Origin of the sequence: Paenarthrobacter sp. NyZ202 (genome assembly GCF_049860755.1) — a bacterium.
In the GTDB taxonomy this organism is placed as follows: Bacteria; Actinomycetota; Actinomycetes; order Actinomycetales; family Micrococcaceae; genus Arthrobacter.
This window is the reverse complement of the sequence record NZ_CP187556.1, coordinates 517185-535506: the sequence shown is the minus strand read 5'-3', so window position 1 is coordinate 535506 and position 18322 is coordinate 517185. Positions and strand designations below refer to the sequence as shown.

19 protein-coding genes are annotated in these 18322 nt (G+C 63.4%); 9 read left to right on the top strand and 10 right to left on the bottom strand.

Annotated features, from left to right (window positions below):
- The first annotated feature begins 77 nt into the window (after positions 1–77).
- From ACPFL9_RS02650 to ACPFL9_RS02630, 5 genes are all read left to right on the top strand, one after another.
- Positions 78–1097, top strand: a complete 1020-nt coding sequence (locus ACPFL9_RS02650) for a LacI family DNA-binding transcriptional regulator (RefSeq protein WP_426005673.1) — start codon at positions 78–80, stop codon at positions 1095–1097.
- Between the two features lie 112 nt (positions 1098–1209).
- The gene (nadE, locus tag ACPFL9_RS02645; protein WP_426005672.1) at positions 1210–2031 is read left to right on the top strand and encodes an ammonia-dependent NAD(+) synthetase; all 822 of its coding nucleotides are present in this window, start codon (positions 1210–1212) and stop codon (positions 2029–2031) included.
- A 301-nt stretch (positions 2032–2332) separates the two neighbouring features.
- Entirely contained in the window at positions 2333–2953 is a 621-nt protein-coding gene (locus tag ACPFL9_RS02640) for a PadR family transcriptional regulator (protein ID WP_426005671.1), read from the top strand.
- 75 nt (positions 2954–3028) lie between these two features.
- Positions 3029–3787, top strand: coding sequence for a MerR family transcriptional regulator (locus ACPFL9_RS02635; RefSeq protein WP_426005670.1), 759 nt, complete (start codon positions 3029–3031; stop codon positions 3785–3787).
- Between the two features lie 131 nt (positions 3788–3918).
- A complete protein-coding gene (locus ACPFL9_RS02630; protein ID WP_426005669.1) occupies positions 3919–4596 on the top strand; it encodes an HNH endonuclease family protein in 678 nt (225 codons plus the stop codon).
- Positions 4597–4686: 90 nt separating this feature from the next.
- Here ACPFL9_RS02630 and ACPFL9_RS02625 read toward each other — a convergent pair whose 3' ends face one another.
- The gene (locus tag ACPFL9_RS02625; protein ID WP_426005667.1) at positions 4687–5913 is read right to left on the bottom strand and encodes an acyl-CoA dehydrogenase family protein; all 1227 of its coding nucleotides are present in this window, start codon (positions 5911–5913) and stop codon (positions 4687–4689) included.
- A 111-nt stretch (positions 5914–6024) separates the two neighbouring features.
- On the opposite strand from ACPFL9_RS02625, the gene ACPFL9_RS02620 reads away from it, so the two are divergent.
- Both ACPFL9_RS02620 and ACPFL9_RS02615 read left to right on the top strand, forming a co-directional pair.
- Entirely contained in the window at positions 6025–7743 is a 1719-nt protein-coding gene (locus tag ACPFL9_RS02620; protein ID WP_426005666.1) for an AMP-binding protein, read from the top strand.
- 24 nt (positions 7744–7767) lie between these two features.
- Positions 7768–8277: a MarR family winged helix-turn-helix transcriptional regulator gene (locus tag ACPFL9_RS02615; RefSeq protein WP_426005665.1), complete on the top strand. Its 510-nt coding sequence runs from the start codon at positions 7768–7770 to the stop codon at positions 8275–8277.
- Here the strand turns inward: ACPFL9_RS02615 and ACPFL9_RS02610 are convergent.
- From ACPFL9_RS02610 to ACPFL9_RS02570, 9 genes are all read right to left on the bottom strand, one after another.
- Complete coding sequence (locus ACPFL9_RS02610) at positions 8264–9139, bottom strand: universal stress protein (RefSeq protein ID WP_426005663.1); 876 nt, start codon at positions 9137–9139, stop codon at positions 8264–8266. The genes ACPFL9_RS02615 and ACPFL9_RS02610 overlap by 14 nt on opposite strands.
- A gap of 69 nt (positions 9140–9208) precedes the next feature.
- Entirely contained in the window at positions 9209–10192 is a 984-nt protein-coding gene (locus tag ACPFL9_RS02605) for a cyclase family protein (RefSeq protein WP_426005662.1), read from the bottom strand.
- Positions 10189–10443, bottom strand: coding sequence for a hypothetical protein (locus ACPFL9_RS02600; RefSeq protein WP_426005661.1), 255 nt, complete (start codon positions 10441–10443; stop codon positions 10189–10191). Before ACPFL9_RS02600 ends, ACPFL9_RS02605 begins: the two co-directional genes overlap by 4 nt.
- A 12-nt stretch (positions 10444–10455) precedes the next feature.
- Positions 10456–11793, bottom strand: coding sequence for a TRAP transporter large permease subunit (locus ACPFL9_RS02595; RefSeq protein ID WP_426005659.1), 1338 nt, complete (start codon positions 11791–11793; stop codon positions 10456–10458).
- Between the two features lie 97 nt (positions 11794–11890).
- On the bottom strand, positions 11891–12682 hold the full coding sequence (locus ACPFL9_RS02590; RefSeq protein WP_426005658.1) for a DUF1932 domain-containing protein: 792 nt from the start codon (positions 12680–12682) through the stop codon (positions 11891–11893).
- Between the two features lie 101 nt (positions 12683–12783).
- Positions 12784–13416 carry a methyltransferase gene (locus tag ACPFL9_RS02585; protein WP_426005657.1) on the bottom strand — a complete coding sequence of 211 codons (633 nt, stop codon included), beginning with the start codon at positions 13414–13416 and terminating at the stop codon, positions 12784–12786.
- 106 nt (positions 13417–13522) lie between these two features.
- A complete protein-coding gene (locus tag ACPFL9_RS02580; RefSeq protein ID WP_426005656.1) occupies positions 13523–14527 on the bottom strand; it encodes a tripartite tricarboxylate transporter substrate binding protein in 1005 nt (334 codons plus the stop codon).
- A 48-nt stretch (positions 14528–14575) separates the two neighbouring features.
- On the bottom strand, positions 14576–16078 hold the full coding sequence (locus ACPFL9_RS02575; RefSeq protein WP_426005654.1) for a tripartite tricarboxylate transporter permease: 1503 nt from the start codon (positions 16076–16078) through the stop codon (positions 14576–14578).
- 2 nt (positions 16079–16080) lie between these two features.
- The gene (locus ACPFL9_RS02570) at positions 16081–16584 is read right to left on the bottom strand and encodes a tripartite tricarboxylate transporter TctB family protein (protein ID WP_426005653.1); all 504 of its coding nucleotides are present in this window, start codon (positions 16582–16584) and stop codon (positions 16081–16083) included.
- Positions 16585–16719: 135 nt separating this feature from the next.
- Here ACPFL9_RS02570 and ACPFL9_RS02565 point away from each other — a divergent pair, with 135 nt between their 5' ends.
- Both ACPFL9_RS02565 and ACPFL9_RS02560 read left to right on the top strand, forming a co-directional pair.
- On the top strand, positions 16720–17520 hold the full coding sequence (locus ACPFL9_RS02565) for an IclR family transcriptional regulator (protein WP_426005652.1): 801 nt from the start codon (positions 16720–16722) through the stop codon (positions 17518–17520).
- A 67-nt stretch (positions 17521–17587) separates the two neighbouring features.
- On the top strand, positions 17588–18295 hold the full coding sequence (locus ACPFL9_RS02560; RefSeq protein WP_426005651.1) for a TenA family protein: 708 nt from the start codon (positions 17588–17590) through the stop codon (positions 18293–18295).
- Positions 18296–18322: the final 27 nt, after the last annotated feature.

Here is an 18322-nt window from a genome sequence, read left to right as displayed (position 1 = left end):
AAAAGTTGCCAAAACTGCTCAAATGTTGGCAGGACGCGCCCACCGGGATGGGCGGACGCCAGCTGGAAGGAACCGACATGGCAGACTCGACAGTTCGAGGCACGGGTGCTCCTCCCACGATCCGCGACGTCGCCGAACTGGCAGGCGTGGCAACATCGACCGTCTCCAGGGCACTCTCCAACCCGGGGCGGGTGAACCGGATAACCCGGGAACGGATTGAGCAAGCGGCGGCGACCCTGAACTATGTGCCGAGTTCGCAGGCCAGGGGGCTCAGCTCAGGGCGCACCAACGCAATTGCCCTGCTTGTCCCCGACGTAACCAACCCCTTTTATTTCGACATCATCCGCGGCACCCAGAACCAGTTGAAAGCTGCCGGATACACCCAGTTGCTGGTGGACACGGAGGAATCGGCAGAGATGGAGGCAGACACTCTCAAGAAGATGCAGCGGACCGCTGACGGATTTATTCTGGCTGCCTCCAGGCTCACCGATGCCCAGTTGGCTGCGGCGGCTTCATCCCAGGCGATTGTCACGATCAACCGTTCGTCATCCAATGCACCAACCGTCATGATTGATACGCCCGGGGCGATGGTCCAAGCAATCGACCACCTGTCATCCCTCGGCCACACCAACATCTGCTACGTCGGCGGCCCGGCGTCGTCGTGGTCCAACGCCAAGCGATGGAAAACCTTCGAGGACGAAAGCCACGAACGTGGATTGAACACGTCACGAATCGGCCCCTTTGCTCCCAAGACCACGTCCGGAGCCGCGGCTGCAGACGCAGCTGCGCGGACGGGAGCTACCGCCTGCATCGTGTTCAACGACCTCCTGGCCATCGGAATGCTCCAGCGGCTGAGGGAGCGCGGAATCCGGGTTCCCGAGGACATGAGCATCGTGGGCTGCGACGACATCTTCGGCGCCGACTTCTGCAACCCGCCCCTGACGACCATCGCCTCGCCGATTGAGCAGGCAGGCCGGGTGGCTGTCTCCATGCTGCTGGCCCAGCTGGATCCCTTGCATGCTGGTTCAAGCCGGCGGCTTGCAGTCATGCCCACCCACCTCACCGTCCGCCGCTCCACCGGCCCGGCACCCAAGTAGGTCGCAGCAGAGCGCGTTTAGCGGGCTCAAAACGCGCACAACTGCGACTTAGTTGGGCAATGGGAGGCGAAATGGTTGAGCGGTCACAACTGCCCTGACTAGTGTTGACCACATGCGCGAACTCCAGGCCAAGATCATCGAGGAAATGGGCGTCCAGCCCCGGATCACTCCAGCAGAGGAGGTGCGCAAGCGGGTTGCCTTCCTGAAGGACTACCTGAAAGCCACGGGTACCAAGGGCTTCGCCCTGGGCATCTCCGGCGGACTCGACTCCACGCTGGCCGGCAAACTCGCCCAGTTGGCGGTGGAGGAACTGGAAGCCGAGGGCGTCGACGCCAACTTCGTGGCAGTCCGGCTCCCCTACGGTGTCCAGCACGACGAAGACGACGCCCAGGCAGCGCTGGACTTCATCAACGCCAAGACCGAGTGGACCTTCAATATCTCCAATGCCGTGGACGGCTTCGAGGATGAGTTCAAGAAAACCACGGGCGCAGAAATTTCCGACTTCCACAAGGGCAACACCAAGGCCCGCGCCCGCATGATCGCCCAGTACGCCCTGGCGGGCGAGCACAACTACCTGGTGATCGGCACGGACCATGGCGCCGAGTCGGTCACGGGCTTCTTCACCAAATATGGCGACGGCGGTGCGGACATCCTTCCGCTGTTCGGCCTGAACAAACGGCAGAACCGCGAACTCCTGGCGGAACTGGGCGCGTCGGCCCGCCTGTGGCAGAAGGTTCCCACGGCAGACCTCCTGGACGACAAGCCTGGGCGCACGGACGAGGACGAGCTCGGCATTACCTACGACCAGATCGATGATTACCTCGAAGGCCGCGACGTTCCCGACGGCGCCGCCGAGCTCATCGAGCAGAAATACCTCCGGACGCGCCACAAGCGCACGGTACCGGTCACCATCTTCGATACCTGGTGGAAATAGCCACCAGCCTCCCAAAACCGCGACGGCGGGTGCGGACTTAGCGATAAGTCCGCACCCGCCGTCGGGCGTTAACGACCCTCTCTCACCTAAAGCCCTTTCCAGCCGGACCCTCTCTCACCTAAAGCCCTTTCCAGCCGGACCCTCTCTCACCTAAAGCCCTTTCCAGCCGGACCCTCTCTCACCTAAAGCCCTTTCCAGCCGGACCCTCTCTCACCCGTCTTGACGACACGATAGTTACCGATATATCGTTAACTATCGCCGATACTCCTTCGGTGGAATCTATCGAAAGGATGATGCTGTTATGAAAGGCATCCACGAACACGACCACCACTCTCCCGAACAAGGTCCGGGCTTCCCCGGCCGTGGACGGTTTGGCCGCGGCCGAGGACGTCGGGGTCCCGGCGGTCACGGCGGCGGATTCGGCCCAGGCTTCGGTCCGGGATTTGGACCCGGCGGCCTCGGTCCCCGCGGCTTTGGTCCTGGCGGACCGCGCCGCAACCGCGGCGACGTCCGCGCGGCAATCCTGTCGCTGCTGGCCGAATCCCCATCGAACGGCTACGGGCTGATCAAGACCATCGCAGAAAAGACTGCCGGCGCATGGCGTCCCAGCCCTGGATCCGTCTACCCGACCCTGCAGCAATTGGAAGATGAAGAACTCATCGCCGCCACCGGTGAGGGACGCCGCACCGAGTTCACCCTCACCGAAGCCGGCCGTGAATACGTTGCCGGACACCAGGAAGAATTGGCCAACGCCTGGAACACGGGCGTGGACGGGACCGACCACGAGTTCCACCAGAGCATCGGGAAACTCATGGGGGCCATCCACCAGTTCCGCGCCACGGCCACCGAGGAACAGCGCAAGGCAGCCATCGAGAAGCTCGATGAAACCCGCCGGGCGCTGTACCTGATCTTGGCCGACTAGTACCGCACTCATCCCCTTGACCTTGACGTAACGTCAACCTCTACTGTCAAAGGACAGGCACGGGACGGAGGACGGATGGACTGGTCAATCCAGGAAATCGCAAGGATGGCAGGAACCACAAGCCGCACGCTGCGTCATTACGACGACATTGGGCTGCTGAAGCCAAGCCGGACCGGACATAACGGCTACCGCTATTACGACGGTCCGGCCTTGGTTCAGCTCCAGCGCATCCTGCTGCTGCGGGAACTGGGGCTTGGACTGTCGGCCATTTCAGACGTCCTTGCACGGGAAACGGACACCGTCAAAGCCTTGAATGGGCACTTGGAGTGGCTTGGACAGGAACGCGACCGGCTAGCCCGGCAAATCGCGTCGGTGCAGCAAACGATCGAGACATTGAAAGGGGATGGAAAGTACATGGCACAGGACATGTTCGACGGCTTCGACCACACTGAGTACAAGGATGAGGTGGAGGAGCGATGGGGCAAGGACGCCTACGCCGCCAGCGATGCGTGGTGGCGGGGCATGGGCTCCGAAGAAAAGCAGGAATGGAAAGACCGTTCACAGAAACTTGGCAGCGACTGGATTGCGGCAGCGACGTCCGGGGTTTCGCCTGACAGCGCAGAAGCCCAGGATCTCGCACGGCGCCACGTCGAGTGGCTGCGCGGTATTCCGGGAACCCCCTCCGCCGCTCCGGGCGGAGATGTGAAGGGCTATGTGGTGGGCCTCGGCGAGATGTACGTCGCTGATCCGCGCTTCGCAGCCAACTACGGCGGGGAATCGGGGGCTGCATTTGTGCGGGACGCGTTGCGGGTCTACGCGGAGGCGAACCTCTAACCAACCGCAGCTAATTACAGCCTTGTAATTCAGGCAACTAGAATCCCCGAGGGTGTCTTCCCAAAAGCGCCCCAAGTCGGCCGTTGACTCGCGGCCTGACGTCATGAAGAAGGGGATTATTTTTGCCGGCTTTGCCCACACACGTCCTATCCGGTTGGCGACGCCCAGGCGCCCTTGTCCTGGCGGTATCGCTGGCCTTCTTATTGGGAAGCTGCGCGCCCGGCCCGGTCGAAGCCACTGGCGTTCGTGGAGCCTCACAGGCACTCGATACCCTGACAACCCTCCCTATCAAGGGTCGCGCCCCGAAAACGGGATACGACCGCGACCAGTTCGGGCAAGCCTGGGCGGACGTCGACCGCAATGGATGCGACACCCGGAACGACATCCTCAAACGTGACCTCACAGCCGTCAGCTACGTCAACAGCGTGCCCTGCAAGGTCAAAAGCGGTACGCTCGCCGACCCTTACACGGCCAAGACCATCGCCTTTGTCCGCGGCACCACCACAAGCTCAGCTGTACAAATCGACCATGTGGTGGCCCTCAGCGACGCCTGGCAAAAGGGCGCCCAGCAGCTAAGCCGGGAACAGCGGACGGCCCTCGCGAACGATCCGCTGAACCTGCAAGCTACCGATGGGCCCACCAACCAGCAAAAGGGCGACGGCGACGCCGCCACCTGGTTGCCGCCCAGCAAAGCCTTCCGCTGCGAATACGTTACGCGGCAGATCTCGGTGAAGGCCGCTTATGGCCTCTGGGTCACGCAGGCTGAACACGACGCCATGGCACGGATCCTCGGAGATTGCCCGGTCTAAGTGGTTCGGGAAGTGAAAGGAACACAGCGTGGATCTTTTCACTTAATCCTCTAAGTGAAAAGATCCTTACCCACAGCAGCCAACGCTGCTTTAAACAAACGCCGACTTCCCCGTCACAGCCCGGGCCACGATCATCGAGTTGATCTCGTAGCTGCCCTCGTACGTGTAAAGAATCTCCGCGTCGCCGAAGAGCTTGCCCATTTCGTAGTCCGTGGTGATGCCGTTGCCGCCCAGCAGGGAGCGTCCCATTGCCACGGATGAACGGGCCAGGCGGGTGGTGGTCGCTTTGGCCATCGCTGCCTGGACCATCTCCAATTTCCCGGCTTCCTGGATGCGGGCCAGTTCCACCATCAGGGACAGCGATGCGTGGGCGTTCCCCAGGATGTCCGCGAGTTGCTGTTGGACCAACTGGAAGCGCGCCAACTCCCTGCCGAACTGGAAACGGCTCAAGGCATATGACCGGGCGACATCGAAAGCGGCCAGTTGGATCCCTGCAGCCTGCCATCCAACCCACGCCCGGGAGTCGCGCAGGAGGTCGTTGGCCCGGGAAAACTCGGTGGCGCCAGGCAGCAGGTTGTCCAGGGGGACGCGGACCTCATCCAAAACAATGTCGGCATTCTGCATGATCCTCAGGCCGATCTTGTGCGAGATCTTGGTGGCGGAATACCCGGGCCGGTCCGTCTCAACGATGAAGCCTTTAATGTGCCCGTCGGCCTCGTCGCGCGCCCAGACCAACGCGAAGTCGGCAATCGTGCCAGCCCCGATCCAGCGCTTGGCACCGTTGATGACCCATTCACCGCCGTCGCGCCGCGCCGTCGTCGAGAGTCCTCCGGCGATGTCGGACCCGTGATCCGGTTCGGTCAGCGCAAAGGCGCCCAACTGGGTGAAGGCTTCGAGGCCCGGCAGCCAGCGCTGCTTCTGTTCGGACGAGCCCAGTTCATGGATCATCCCGACGATGAGTTCATTGTGGATCCCCACCAAGGCCGAGAGCGAAACATCGGCCCGGGCGACCTCTGTGTACATGAGACCTTTAAACAGCTTCGACGAACCATCCGTCTGCAGCCTGCCAAGCCCGAACTTGGCCATGTCGGCGAGCAGGCCATAAGGGAATTCTTCCCTGTTCCAGTAGTCGATACTGGCAGCCCGCACGTGCGATTGGAGGAACTCCCGCACGTCAACGTAGCGGGCGTGTTCCCCGGCAGGGAGCAGGTCCACTACGTGCATCAGGTCCGCCTCCGGGTAAGGAGGGAGGACATTTTTGCTGCTTGCCCCGTTGGCGGCTCCGCTCGTGGCAGTGCCGGCTTTTTCGTCGAGCATGTGACCCCTTCGTCATGTCCCGCGCAGGCTCTTCCAAACCCTTGGATGTCCTAGTATATTGCAAGGTGATGTGGATCACTAGGGCGGCGATGCCCCAGCGAAAGGCGGACTATGACAGTCACTGACGACTTCCGTGCGGCCCGCGACCGCTTGCTCGAGCTTCGTGAGGACTATCGGCAGGCCCACAGCGAATTCCAGTGGCCTCGCTTCGAACACTTCAACTTCGCCCTGGACTGGTTCGACCACCTCGCAGCAGACCCTGCGCGAATGAACCAACCCGCACTGGTCATCGTGGAGCAGGACGGCAGCTCCACACGCCGCAGCTACCAGGAACTGTCACAGCGTTCCTCGCAGCTGGCCAACTGGTTGCGGGACCAGGGCGTCCGCCGCGGCGACCATATGATCATCATGCTCGGCAACCAGGTGGAACTGTGGGAGCTCATGCTGGCCGGCATTAAACTCGGCATCGTCATGATCCCCACCACCACCCTCATGGGCGCCCGCGATCTGCAGGACCGCGTGGAGCGCGGCGGCGCCTCGTGGGTCGCCGTCGGCAGCGCCAACATCGGCAAGTTCGCCGACGTCGAGGGCACCTACACGCTGATTGAAGTCGGCCAGGAAGCCACCAGCAAAGCGGCAAAACAGTATAAAGATTCTTACGACGCCGGCACTGACTTCACGCCCGACGCCCCCACCCGCGCGGACGAGACGCTGCTGCTCTATTTCACCTCCGGGACTACATCGCGGGCCAAGCTCGTGGAGCACACGCATACTTCCTACCCCGTGGGCCACCTGTCCACGATGTACTGGATCGGCGTGGAACCCGGCGATGTCCACCTCAATGTCGCCTCCCCTGGCTGGGCCAAGCACGCGTGGTCCAACGTCTTCACGCCGTGGATCGCCGAGGCCTGCGTCTTCATCTACAACTACGAGCGGTTCGACGCGAAAGCCCTCATGGAACAGATGGACCGCGAAGGCGTCACGAGCTTCTGCGCCCCGCCCACCGTGTGGCGCATGCTCATCCAGGCTGACCTGACGCAGCTTGAGAATCCGCCGAAAAAAGTGGTCTCCGCGGGCGAACCCCTGAACGCCGAAGTGATCGGCCAGGTCGAGGAAGCCTGGGGCGTCACCATCCGTGACGGCTTCGGTCAAACGGAAACCACCGTCCAAATCGCCAACACTCCGGCCCAGCCGGTCAAGATCGGTTCCATGGGACGCCCCCTCCCCGGATACGACGTCGTCCTCGTGGACCCGGTCACCGGCCAGGAAGCCGACGACGGCGAACTCTGCTTGCGCTTGGACCCACGGCCCGTGGGGCTCATGAAGGGCTACTTCGGCGATGAGGCGAAAACGGCGGAAGCCTTCCGCGACGGCTACTACCACACCGGCGACATGGCCAGCAGGGACGTTGACGGTGTCATCACGTACGTAGGCCGGGACGATGACGTCTTCAAGTCCTCGGACTACCGTTTGTCGCCCTTCGAACTCGAAAGCGTCCTGATCGAACACCCCGCAGTGGCGGAGGCCGCCGTCGTGCCTTCTCCTGATGCCGTGAAGCTGTCGGTGCCCAAGGCATTCGTGGTGCTGTCCGCCGGCTATGAACCCGGCCCGGCGGTCGCCGAGGACATCCTCCGGTACGCCCGGGAACACCTGGCACCCTTCAAACGGATCCGCAGGATCGAATTCGGGGAACTGCCCAAGACCATTTCCGGCAAGATCCGCCGGGTCGAACTGCGCGGAACCGAGGTGGCCCGCCACGGTGCCGGCCCGCTTCCGGCGGGCCTCGGCGTCGAATACACGGAGGAAGAGTTTCCGAATCTGAAAGACTAGGCACCCACCACAGAAAGGACGTACATGGGCACCCCGCTCCCCCGCGACCCCATCGCCGACGCCCAACGCAACTGGGAACGGCATGGGTGGGGCGATGTCGCGGCTCCCATGGCTGCCATCACCGCAATCATGCGGACCCAGCAGATCCTGCTGGCCCGCATCGAGACGGTGCTCAAGCCGTTCGGCCTGACGTTCGCACGGTATGAACTCCTGGCCCTGCTGAGCTTCGCCCGCAGCGGTGCGCTGCCCATGAACAAGGCGAGCGCCCTGCTGCAGGTGCATCCCACGTCGGTGACCAACGCGGTCGACCGCTTGGAAAAGGCCGCGCTGGTGGCCAGGTCACCCCACCCTACAGACGGCCGCACCACGCTGATCGAGCTCACCCCGGAGGGCCGCACGCTCGCAAAAAAGGCGACGGCGGCGCTCAACACCGAGGTTTTCGGCAAGTCGGGATTCAAGGACGACGACGTCGATCACCTCATCCGCGTCCTCGGCGCCTTCCGCAGGGATGCCGGAGACTTCACCGGGGAGTAGCGCTGGGCGGCTCGGCGCTGCGGCGGGATACCAGGACGGGACCGGCGGCGTGATGCATGACTGCATGCGCGGTTGACCCTATGGTTCCTTTGATGAGTCCGTGCCCTTTGGTGCCGACCACAACGATCCGGGCGTCCTTCGCGGCCTCGAGGATCGCCCGCGGCGTCGAGTGGTCGACCAACAACTGTCCGGAAACCTCCACGTGCGGCGCCTCCCGGCGTGCCTTGAGTACTGCTGCGTCGATGAGTGCTTCCGCTGCCGGGTAGGCGTCCACGGGGTCCCGCAACCGCCGGTAGCCGGACGGCTCGTGAACGACGTGGACGATCTTTAGCGTGGCGCTTTCGGCTTCCGCCATGGCGCACGCGTCCTCGAGGGCCGCCGGTGAACCTGCATCATCGATCGCCACCACTACGGGGCCATCAGGATGCTCAACGGATCGGATGACCGCCACGGGGCAGGAGGCGGTGGCCGCCATCTCCAAGCTGACGGATCCGATGAGCAAACCCATGAACCCGCCGATTCCCCGGCTGCCCAGGACCAGCATGTCCGCGTCGGCTGACATCCTGGCCAAATGGTCCCTCGGCAAGCCATGGAGCAGCGTGGTGTTAACCTCCAGTGCGGGCGCCGCGTCTTTTGCGAGCGCCCGGCCCTCCTGCAGGACAAGCTCGGCCGCCCGCTCAAGCCCGCTGTCGGCTACACCGGGGACCGGAGCGAGGTCGGGGGCGACCAGAATCCATAGGGAGCAGTGCACCAGATGCAGTGGACGCTTCCGCAGCAGCGCTTGGTTGGCAGCCCATGACACGGCCAGCTTCGCTTCTGTGGAACCGTCATATCCAACGACGATGGGTCCGGACTCCGTCATGGCCCCGAGCTTACGCGGGCACGGACACAGGAACCAGTGCCGGTTGGCCTCGCAACTTCTTCGCGTCTCCTAGGTCAGGGCCGTGGCGTTGGCGGGTGACCCTGTTCCGCCCACAATGTTCAGTGGCTTGATACTGACAAATGCATCCCAGGTTTTGGTCTCACGCATGTGCCGGGCCAGTGGTCCCAGCTTCCATAGTTCCCCCAGGGGCATGCCGAGCTTTGCCAGGAGCTGTTGGTGCATCATGCCATTGTCGTTGGGAGCTGCCTCCAGATAGGGGCTGTCTGCCACTGCGGGCAGGCATTCGAAGGCAAAGTTATCGGCGGCCAGCAGCGCAAACCGATGATCCCAAGCCCACGCGACAAACTCGTCGGATTGCACCACCCCTGTTGCTTTGCGGCCCGCCCGTACCTCCTGCTTGTCCTCAGGCTTCAGCCCGAGGAACCATTCGCACCAGCCTGTATGGAGCATGAGAATGTCGCCCGGTTCCAGGCTGAGGGACTGGTCCTGGATGGCGGCCTTGATCAGCTCCAGTCCCAACGGTTCGCCGGATGCGTGGTCGATGGGATTGCCCTGGGCCGACCTGAACCCCTCGAGATCCACCAGCACTCCACGGCCAACGATGGGCTGGTCCGCCCACCCCTGGATGCCGAGGTCCGGCGTTCCCTCCCTGACCAGATCGTCGGGAGTCCCGTTGTAGAAGCCCACGTCGTCTGCCCGCCGGTGGCGGAGCCCGTCGATCTGTGTGGAGCCTTGAAGGTAGAACCCGTCAAGGTAATCGTCCCGGTGGGCGGGGTGGGACGAGTAGATAATGTGCCGGGGGGCTCCCCGTTTAAGTGACATGCCCGGGTCGAAGGCGTCCACCGCGTAATCCAGTCCGAAGACAGCCCCCGTGCGGATGCAGTCCTTTGCTGCCAGGATTGCATCGGGGGTGATGAACGACGGCGTGCCGCGGTCTTCGTCGGTGAACAGACCCCAGGAGGTACCGGCCAGCCGGCCTTTCCGCCGCAGCAACGCGGCATAATCGGGACATCCTTCCGTCAAACCGGTCATCGCGCAGTGGCCTCCGCGTGGTCTTCCTGCGGCTGGTGCTTCTTATAGCTGAGCACAAACCCGGCCACGGCGCAGACCGAAGCCGCGATGGACATCATCGGCTTGAACACGTCGTCCAGAAACGTCAGCCACTCCCCCTGTCCTGCTGCGAGGGACAGGGCCTGCCCGGTGACGAAAAGCACTCCTCCGGCCAGGAGCGCAGCGAGTGTAACGACGAAAGTGGCCTGTACGGCGCGTCGGAGCTGATGCATTGGTGGGGTTCCTTAGATGGGGAGGACACCCAGGATGATCAGCACACCGATGCCCAGCAACGGCAGGGCATAGTGCGTGAGGAGCCTGGAGAAGGTCTTGATCGGATTGACGTCGGCGATTCCGCACGCCACATACAGAGGGGCACCACCGGGCGGGACTGCAGCTTCGCAGGAAGAAAAGACCAGCACCGCAACCGCGGCTGTTGTCGCGGGAACTCCGGCTGCCACCAACGTCGCCACGCCGACGGTCCCGACGGCGGCCATGGTCGCTGTGGCGGACAGGGGCGCGGCCACTGCGATGATGATCAGGCCAATGAGAATGGCGAGCAGCCACAAGGGCAGATGCATCTGGCTCAACAGGGCCGTCATTTGCTTCGGCAAGCCTGTAGCCGCCAAAGCATTGGCACCAGCGAAAGCAAAAACCACGGTTATCCCCACAACACCAAACCGGGGAGCCGAGTTTTGCAACAAATCCCACCAGGCCTTGCCGTTCCGCGGCAGGAGCTTCCGGCCCAGCAGCGCACCGGTAATGATGAGAACCACCGGAATCCAGACGATCACGCTGATGGACTTGGTGATGTCCCCGCCTGTCCAGCCGGAGAGCGCAGCGCCTATGGCGCCGGAGGTTATGACCAGCGGGACCGCTACCACCACAAACAGGAGCAAGGTTGCCCATCCCCGGCCGAAGGCATTCCGCACGCCCAGGCGGTGGGCGGCGTCGAGGGGAGCCATTCCGCTCTTGCGCACCAGAAGCCAAGTGACGATCAGCCGGTGCAGGAAACACCACAAACCGCCAACCAGCAAGGGCAGTACGAGGTCATTGATGTTCAGCAGCGGGCCCACGGTGGCGGATCCCACCAACACAAACATGGAGGCGCTGAACGGGAACGTGATGCCCATGCCTGCATTGCCCGCAACCAGCGTTGCGGCGGACGGTTTATCCAGTTTGGACTTCTCCATCCACGGAATTGTGACAGAACCGACCGTGGCGGCGATGGCGGCCTGGTTGTGAACCACTCCGCCCAGGCCGGCCGATGCGACGGTGGAAACCCAGGCCGGTCCGCCCTTAACACCCCCGATCAGGGAATTGAGCAGGTCGATAAGCTTGTCCAGCACTCCCGTTTTGTCCAGGAGATATCCCATGAAGACGAACGCCATGGTGGCATAGACGATTTCATCGGTGATGGCCGAGTACAGCGACGTCCAGCCGACCTCGCCGGCCGCCGCCCCGGTAAAGGGAAGGACTACCAGGAAGCCGATGATCATGGCCTCCCCTACGCTTCGTTTCAGGAGTGTGGTCCAGAGCAGGATCACGGCCAGGTAGGCTCCAAGGGCCCATATGCCGATCATGTTGGCGCTCCTGACGGGTATGGCATTGCTGGTGATACATTCACGGGTGGCCTGGTCCTGATTCTTCCCGATCCCCTGATTCTTCCCGATCCATGGTTCAGCGCAATACCGCCGCAGTGTCCGCCTCTGCACTGGCCATACGGGTCAGGGCCACAGCCGAGGCCGTGGTCATCTCAGCCGGCACCTTCAGGTCGTCGGTGAGGTAGCTGGCGGTGTCCTGCATCTCCTTGGAACGCCGTTGCGCATGCTTGGCCGTACCCACCAGGAAGCGGTCGATTACGGCATGGCCGTCTCCCGCGAGCTGCCGGGCGATCTGCTCGCGGATCCAGTCCTCCAGCCCGGCTGCCCGGCCAGCCGTCACGGCCTCCACCACTACCGACGCGAGCCCCTTCATCAGGACGCTCCGCAGGAGCTTGTGTGCCATGGCGGCGCCCGGCACGCCGTCGGCAATTTCGACGTCGGCACCCAAGGGGGCGAGCAGCCCGGCTATCGCTTGGGAACCTGGGCCGCTGACCATCAGCGGGGTCCTTGCACCTTGCGTGGGCACGGGACCGAGGATGGCGACGTCGGCGAACTGTGCCTTGGACGGCAGCTGGCCGAGCTCCTGCATGACGTGAGGGGAGGATGAGGTGAAGTCGGCGTAGCAGCTGCCTTCGTCCAGGACCGGGAGGCATTCAACCGCGACACTGCGGGCAGCGGCCGCGCCGGTCAGGACCAAAACAATGTCCGCTCCGCTGCAGGCTGCTGCGGCAGTGGCTGCCCGGGAAACCCCTTCGGGAGTGGTCGGTGCAACGGGATCGAATCCGGTCACCTGGTGGCCGGCTGCAACCAGGGCTGCTGCATAGGTGGCTCCGGCTTCGCCGAGGCCTATGACGGTGCAAGCTGTCATGTTCGTGTCTTTCATCTGTGGGCCGATGGGCACACCGGCATAAGCCGGCCCCAAGGAGTTGCGGGGCGCGGCTGATGCCGGTGGCTGGATTATGGTTCCTGCTACTTCCGGCGATCCGCGATGATCGCGGCACGGCGGTTGGTTTCGTCCGCGAAGACCGCCTCAGCGGCCTCGGCGACGGCGGCCGCTTGTTCGCGGGGAACAACAACCACTCCGTCCGAATCGCCGACGATGATGTCGCCCGGCATGACGGGCACCCCTCCGAAGGAGACCGCAGTGGCCAACCGGGAGGGCCCGTTCTTGTAGGGCCCTGCCGGTGTGACGGCACGGGCGAATACCGGCATGCCGATCTCGCCCAGCGCCTCCGCATCCCGTGCCGCGCCATCCAAGGCAAATCCGGCAATCCCCAGGTTGATGGCCCTTTCGCCGATCAGTTCTCCCAGCAAGGCCCGGGACTCGTCCCCGCCTCCGGCGACAACAATCACGTCACCTGGTTGGGCCAACTGCAGGGCCTGATGGATGCCCTGGTTGTCGCCGGGCCGGGTCCACACCGTGAATGCCGGTCCCGCGAGGCGGGCGCCGGGCCAGATGGCCTGGATGGCCGAGTCCGCCACGCCCAGGCGGTCCATGGCGTCCCCGATGTTGGCGGCGGGGAGCTTCGCGAGGCGGTTCAGTATGTCCTGGTCGGGACGGGGGAAGTCGGCGTCGATGTCCTCAAGGACGGGGCTGGTCATGGTGGTAGTCCTTCGTCTGGATGGTGGTCAGGAGATGTAAAGTCGCCGAGGCAACTGCCGCGGGGCCGGCTGGCTTCCCAGGCAGGCTCCAGTTCATGTCAGGCTGTTAGTCCTTCTTCTGGACCAGTGGCAGGACCTTCTTGAAGTCGTCTTCCTGGCTTGCCCAGAACTGCTGGTACCCGGAGCCGTTGAGGTAGCTCGTCTGCAGGCCGAGGTCCTCCATCTTTTGGACCACGGCAGGGTCTTCGATTGCCTTCTGCAAGGCTGCTTCAAGCTTCTTGGCCACGCCGTCGGGCAACCCTGCCGGCGCTGAGTATCCGCGGACGGTGCCGGCTTCGAGTTCGTAGCCCGATTCCTTGAACGTGGGCACGTCGGGAAGTGACGGAGCACGTTCTGCCGTCATGACACCGAGGACGCGGGCTTTGCCCTGCTTGGTCAGGTCCGTCACGTCACTGACGTTTGCCACCAGGATCTCCACGTGCTTGCCAAGGAAGGCCGTGGTGGCCTGGGAGGCGCCTTCTGAGAAATGCACCGGGGCAAACTCGGCACCCGTAACTTCCTGCATCTGGGCCAGGGCGAAGTGTTCACCTGTCTGCAGGCCGGTGGTGCTGGCCGTCATGGACTTGGGGTTTGCCTTCGCTGCATCAAGGAGTTCCTTGAGCGTCTTGTACGGGCTGTCCGGCTGCACGGCGATCACCGTGGGGTCGATGACCTGGCGACCCAGGGGCTGGAAGCTGTCGCGGGTGTACTTGGCTCCACGCGCCGGATCCAGTGGAGACGCGACCACGGACGGGGAGCCGGTGGCACCGATGGTGTATCCATCCGGTTTGGCGCTGGTGAGCTGCGTGTAGCCGATCTGGCCGCCGGCACCGGGCTTGTTGATCACTTCCACATTGGTGCCCAGTTCCTTTTCCAGGATGGGCTGGACCAGGCGGGCGGCCGTGTCCACGGCTCCACCGGGTGAGAAGGAAACGATCAGTTCGATCGACTTGCCCTTTTTGGGAAAGTCGTCTGCGGCTGCGTTGTTGTTGGATCCGGCGTTGGCGCCGCAGCCGGTGAGGGCCATCAGGGTTACGGCTGCGAACGCTGCAGCCATGCGTGTACGGGGCATGGTTCTTCTCCTTTGAAGTGGGCTGTGGGACGTAGGGGGATGGATTGTTTAGGTCTCGGGGTCTTCAGTGAGGGCCTTGGGCTTGCGGAGTTTCAGGAGCGGGCTCAGGACAATCAGGGCGCCGATACCGATGAGCACCATGGAGATGGGTCGGTTGACGAAGATGCCGAAGTCGCCCTGGCTGATCTCCAAGGACTCGCGCAGCGACCGTTCCATGAGCGGACCGAGGACCAAAGTGAGCACCATGGGGGCCAGTGGGATATCGAGGTGACGCAGGGCCAGGCCCAGGAGGCCGAACGCGATCATGACGAACACATCGAAGACACTGAAGTTGATCGTGTAGGCACCGATCACCATGAACAGCAGGATGAGGGCGGTCAGGATGGTCGTCGGAACCCGGAGGATCGAGGTCCACAGACCCACCAGCGGCACGTTGAGGAGCAGCAGCAGGAGGTTGCCGATGAAGAGGCTGGCAATGATGGCCCAAGCAATTTGCGAGTGCTCGGTGAACAGTGTCGGCCCCGGGGTAAGGCCTTGCTGCAGGAACGCACCCATAAGCACAGCGATGGTGGGGGAAGCGGGGATGCCGAGCGTGAAGAGCGGGATGAGGGCAGCGTTGGCATGTGAGTTGTTGGCCGTCTCGGGACCGGCAACGCCTTCAATCGCGCCATGGCCGAGTTCGTTGCGGTGCTTGGAGAACTTCTTTTCGGCACCATAGGCCAGCAGTGAGGAAACCGATCCGGTCATTCCGGGTATGAGCCCCAGGCCGAAACCGATGCCCGTACCCCGTGCCATGGATGGAGCACTGCGGCGCCACTCATTGGCGTTGGGAAGCAGGGAGCGGAAACCGGGCGCGTGGACCGTCTGGACCTTTGCGTCCTTGCGGTAGGACAGGATTTCCGACAGTCCAAAGACACCCACAATGACGGCCACAAAGCTGACCCCGTCCAGCAGGTTGTCGGAGCCGAACGTGAAGCGCGGGGCACCAGCCACAGGATCGATGCCCACCATGGAGATGATGAGGCCCAGGGCACCCGAGATGAGGGCCTTGACCATCGACTTCCCTGCCAGCGCCACCAGCAGTGAAATACCCACCACCATCAGAGCAAAGAATTCAGGCGGCCCGACCAGGAGGCCGAGCTCCCCCAATGGTTTTGCTGCAGCCACCAAGCCAAGCGTGGCTATGGTTCCGCCAACAAAAGACCCGACGGCGGCAATGGTCAGTGCCGCACCGGCCTTGCCGATCTTGGTCATGGCATAGCCGTCGATGGTGGTAATGGCCGAGGCCGCCTCACCTGGCGTGTTCAGCAGGACACTGGTGATGGTCCCGCCGTACGCCGTGCCATAGAAGATGGCACACAGCATGATGATGGCACCGGTCGCGTCGAGGTTCATGGTGAGCGGAATGAGCAGGGCAACGCCGGCCACCGGACCAATGCCCGGCAGGACGCCGATGACGGTGCCCAGAAGGCAGCCGATGAAGGCGAAAATCAGGTTCTGCCAGGTCATGGCGGCAGCGAATCCGCCGATCAGTTCATTGAGGGTGTCCACGTCTAAAGTCCGATCGAGTTCAGGAAGGGGATGCCCGCAGCGGGAAGGGCCACATTAAGCCCGTAATTGAAGGCGTAGAACGCGCCGACGCTCCCGGCGAGCGCAATGATCAGCGTTGAGGCCCAGCCCCTGCGTCCACGCACCTTGAGGTGGTACAGCAGGAACAGGAACATACCCAGTTGGAAGCCGATCAGGTCCAGGACGGCGGCAAGTACCGCAAGGCTTACGACGACGGCAATCACCGTTCCCCGATCGGCGCCCTTCGGCGTTTCGCTAGGGCGGCGCAATTCCTGGACAAGCCAGATCAGCGACATCGCTGCCATCAGCGCGCCCATGGCAAAGGGGAACAGTCCGGGACCGGGCCCCAGGCTGGTCCACAGGCCAAGTTCCAGTGAACTGACCAGCACGTAGACGCCTGCTGCGACGAAAGCGCCAATCCCTGCGAGGACGGACTTGGCCACTCTCCCCCTGGCATTGGACGTGGCCGTAAGTGACTCCGTTGTCATGGTTTCCTTCTGACGTTTATTGCCTTACACCCTATGGATTTCTGTTTCATAGGATGAAAGAACATTGCGTACTCAGAAATAGTGACAGGGGACACAGGAGCTGTCAAGCGCAAGGAACTTACATAGAATGAAACAATGACCGAGAGCCCCCCTTCCCCAGGCGCCGCAGCCGAGGACAGCCCCAAGGCAGCCAACATGCGGTCCCTCTCCCGGGCCCTGGAAGTGTTCGCCGAATTGCAGCGTGCTGAGCGTCCGCAACGACTGAGCGACCTTGCCAGGACGTGTGGGATGAGCCTGCCGACCACGCTGCGGATTCTCCGGGTCCTGCAGGACTTTGGCATGGTCAGCCAAACCGACAAGTCGTACCGGGTGGGTCCTGCGGTCCTTCCCGCAGCCAGGAGCTACCTGGAGAACGACCCCTTGGTGGTTGCCGCGCGTCCGATCCTTCAGCAAGTGGCATCCCAGACGGGTCTCACCGCATCCCTCTACACGCGCTTGGGGTTCGAGCGCATCCTGGTAGCGCGGGTGGATGGGGAATCGCCCCTGCGCTATGACCTGCCCCTCGGTAAGCGGCTTCCACTGACGGCGGGTGCGGCAGGGAAGATCCTCCTGGCAGGCTTATCGCGCGGGGAACTCGAGCAGGTGGTTGCGGCGGCCATCACGGCAGGGCACGAGAAAGACACCTTTACTGCGGACGACCTCGGGGCACGGCTGGCGCAGGACGGACAGGATTACGCCTATTCCGAGGACGAGCGCGCCACCGGCGTGCTGTCCGTTGCGGTGGCCATCCCACGGGCCGACGCCCGGCCCACCGAGTCGATCTCGCTGACCAGCCCCGTCGAATCAGCCAGTGGAGACGTCCTCAAGGCAGGGGTTCCTGAGATCAGGCGCGCGGCCCACCGCCTGTCCGAGCTCCTTCAGGGCACCGTCTACTGACAGGGGACGCCGTGTACGAGCGCCGGACAAACACCGCGCCTGACCAGCGATATACCGACCGGTCTTTATGCTGGTTCAGTCCCCCTTCGCCGACAACCATGAGGAGCACCCAGCCGTGGGCTTTGCCGAAGACCTAAGGACCAGTTGCGCCGCTGATTGGGAAGCCGCCGTGCATCACGCCTTTGTGGACAAGCTGCTGGATGGCAGCCTTTCGGACCACCACCTGCGCCACTACCTGGTGCAGGACTACCAGTTCTGCGATGCCTTCACTGCCCTGCTGGGCCAAGCTGTGGCGTCGGCCCCTGCCCTTCCGTCGCGGCTGGTGTTTGCCGGCATTCTGGGCGCCTTCGCCTCGGATGAGAACACGTACTTCCAGGACTGTTTCGATGAACTCGGCGTGCCTGCCCATGACCGTACCGCTCCGGTCCTTGGCCCGGCAACGGCCCAGTTCGACGCACTGATGAGAAGTGCCCTGGCAACGCGCTCGTATCCGGATGTGCTGGCGGTGCTCCTGGTGGCCGAGTGGCTCTACGGTGACTGGGCTGCACGGGCCGGAGACCCCGCGAACTGGCCTGCGCAGGCCAAGCATTCCGAATGGATCCGGCTCCACAACAATCCCGGGTACAACGCCTGGGTGGCTTGGCTGCGGGCAGAGTTCAATGCCGTGGAACCGGGTAATCCGGCGGTTCGCGACCGGGTGGCGGCAACGTTCCGGGAAGCCGTCCGCCTGGAGCGGGCGTTCTTCGACGCCGCGCTGGCGCCGGCAGCTGTTTAGTGCTGCCGGCGTCCGGGCCGCCCCTTG

Excerpts from the sequence above, each read along its gene's own strand:
- ACPFL9_RS02650 (WP_426005673.1), top strand. The coding sequence starts at position 78 with ATGGCAGACTCGACAGTTCGAGGCACGGGTGCTCCTCCCACGATCCGC.
- nadE (WP_426005672.1), top strand. The coding sequence starts at position 1,210 with ATGCGCGAACTCCAGGCCAAGATCATCGAGGAAATGGGCGTCCAGCCC.
- ACPFL9_RS02640 (WP_426005671.1), top strand. The coding sequence starts at position 2,333 with ATGAAAGGCATCCACGAACACGACCACCACTCTCCCGAACAAGGTCCG.
- ACPFL9_RS02635 (WP_426005670.1), top strand. The coding sequence starts at position 3,029 with ATGGACTGGTCAATCCAGGAAATCGCAAGGATGGCAGGAACCACAAGC.
- ACPFL9_RS02625 (WP_426005667.1), bottom strand. The coding sequence starts at position 5,913 with ATGCTCGACGAAAAAGCCGGCACTGCCACGAGCGGAGCCGCCAACGGG.
- ACPFL9_RS02620 (WP_426005666.1), top strand. The coding sequence starts at position 6,025 with ATGACAGTCACTGACGACTTCCGTGCGGCCCGCGACCGCTTGCTCGAG.
- ACPFL9_RS02615 (WP_426005665.1), top strand. The coding sequence starts at position 7,768 with ATGGGCACCCCGCTCCCCCGCGACCCCATCGCCGACGCCCAACGCAAC.
- ACPFL9_RS02610 (WP_426005663.1), bottom strand. The coding sequence starts at position 9,139 with ATGACGGAGTCCGGACCCATCGTCGTTGGATATGACGGTTCCACAGAA.
- ACPFL9_RS02605 (WP_426005662.1), bottom strand. The coding sequence starts at position 10,192 with ATGACCGGTTTGACGGAAGGATGTCCCGATTATGCCGCGTTGCTGCGG.
- ACPFL9_RS02600 (WP_426005661.1), bottom strand. The coding sequence starts at position 10,443 with ATGCATCAGCTCCGACGCGCCGTACAGGCCACTTTCGTCGTTACACTC.
- ACPFL9_RS02595 (WP_426005659.1), bottom strand. The coding sequence starts at position 11,793 with ATGATCGGCATATGGGCCCTTGGAGCCTACCTGGCCGTGATCCTGCTC.
- ACPFL9_RS02590 (WP_426005658.1), bottom strand. The coding sequence starts at position 12,682 with ATGACAGCTTGCACCGTCATAGGCCTCGGCGAAGCCGGAGCCACCTAT.
- ACPFL9_RS02585 (WP_426005657.1), bottom strand. The coding sequence starts at position 13,416 with ATGACCAGCCCCGTCCTTGAGGACATCGACGCCGACTTCCCCCGTCCC.
- ACPFL9_RS02580 (WP_426005656.1), bottom strand. The coding sequence starts at position 14,527 with ATGCCCCGTACACGCATGGCTGCAGCGTTCGCAGCCGTAACCCTGATG.
- ACPFL9_RS02570 (WP_426005653.1), bottom strand. The coding sequence starts at position 16,584 with ATGACAACGGAGTCACTTACGGCCACGTCCAATGCCAGGGGGAGAGTG.
- ACPFL9_RS02565 (WP_426005652.1), top strand. The coding sequence starts at position 16,720 with ATGACCGAGAGCCCCCCTTCCCCAGGCGCCGCAGCCGAGGACAGCCCC.
- ACPFL9_RS02560 (WP_426005651.1), top strand. The coding sequence starts at position 17,588 with ATGCTGGTTCAGTCCCCCTTCGCCGACAACCATGAGGAGCACCCAGCC.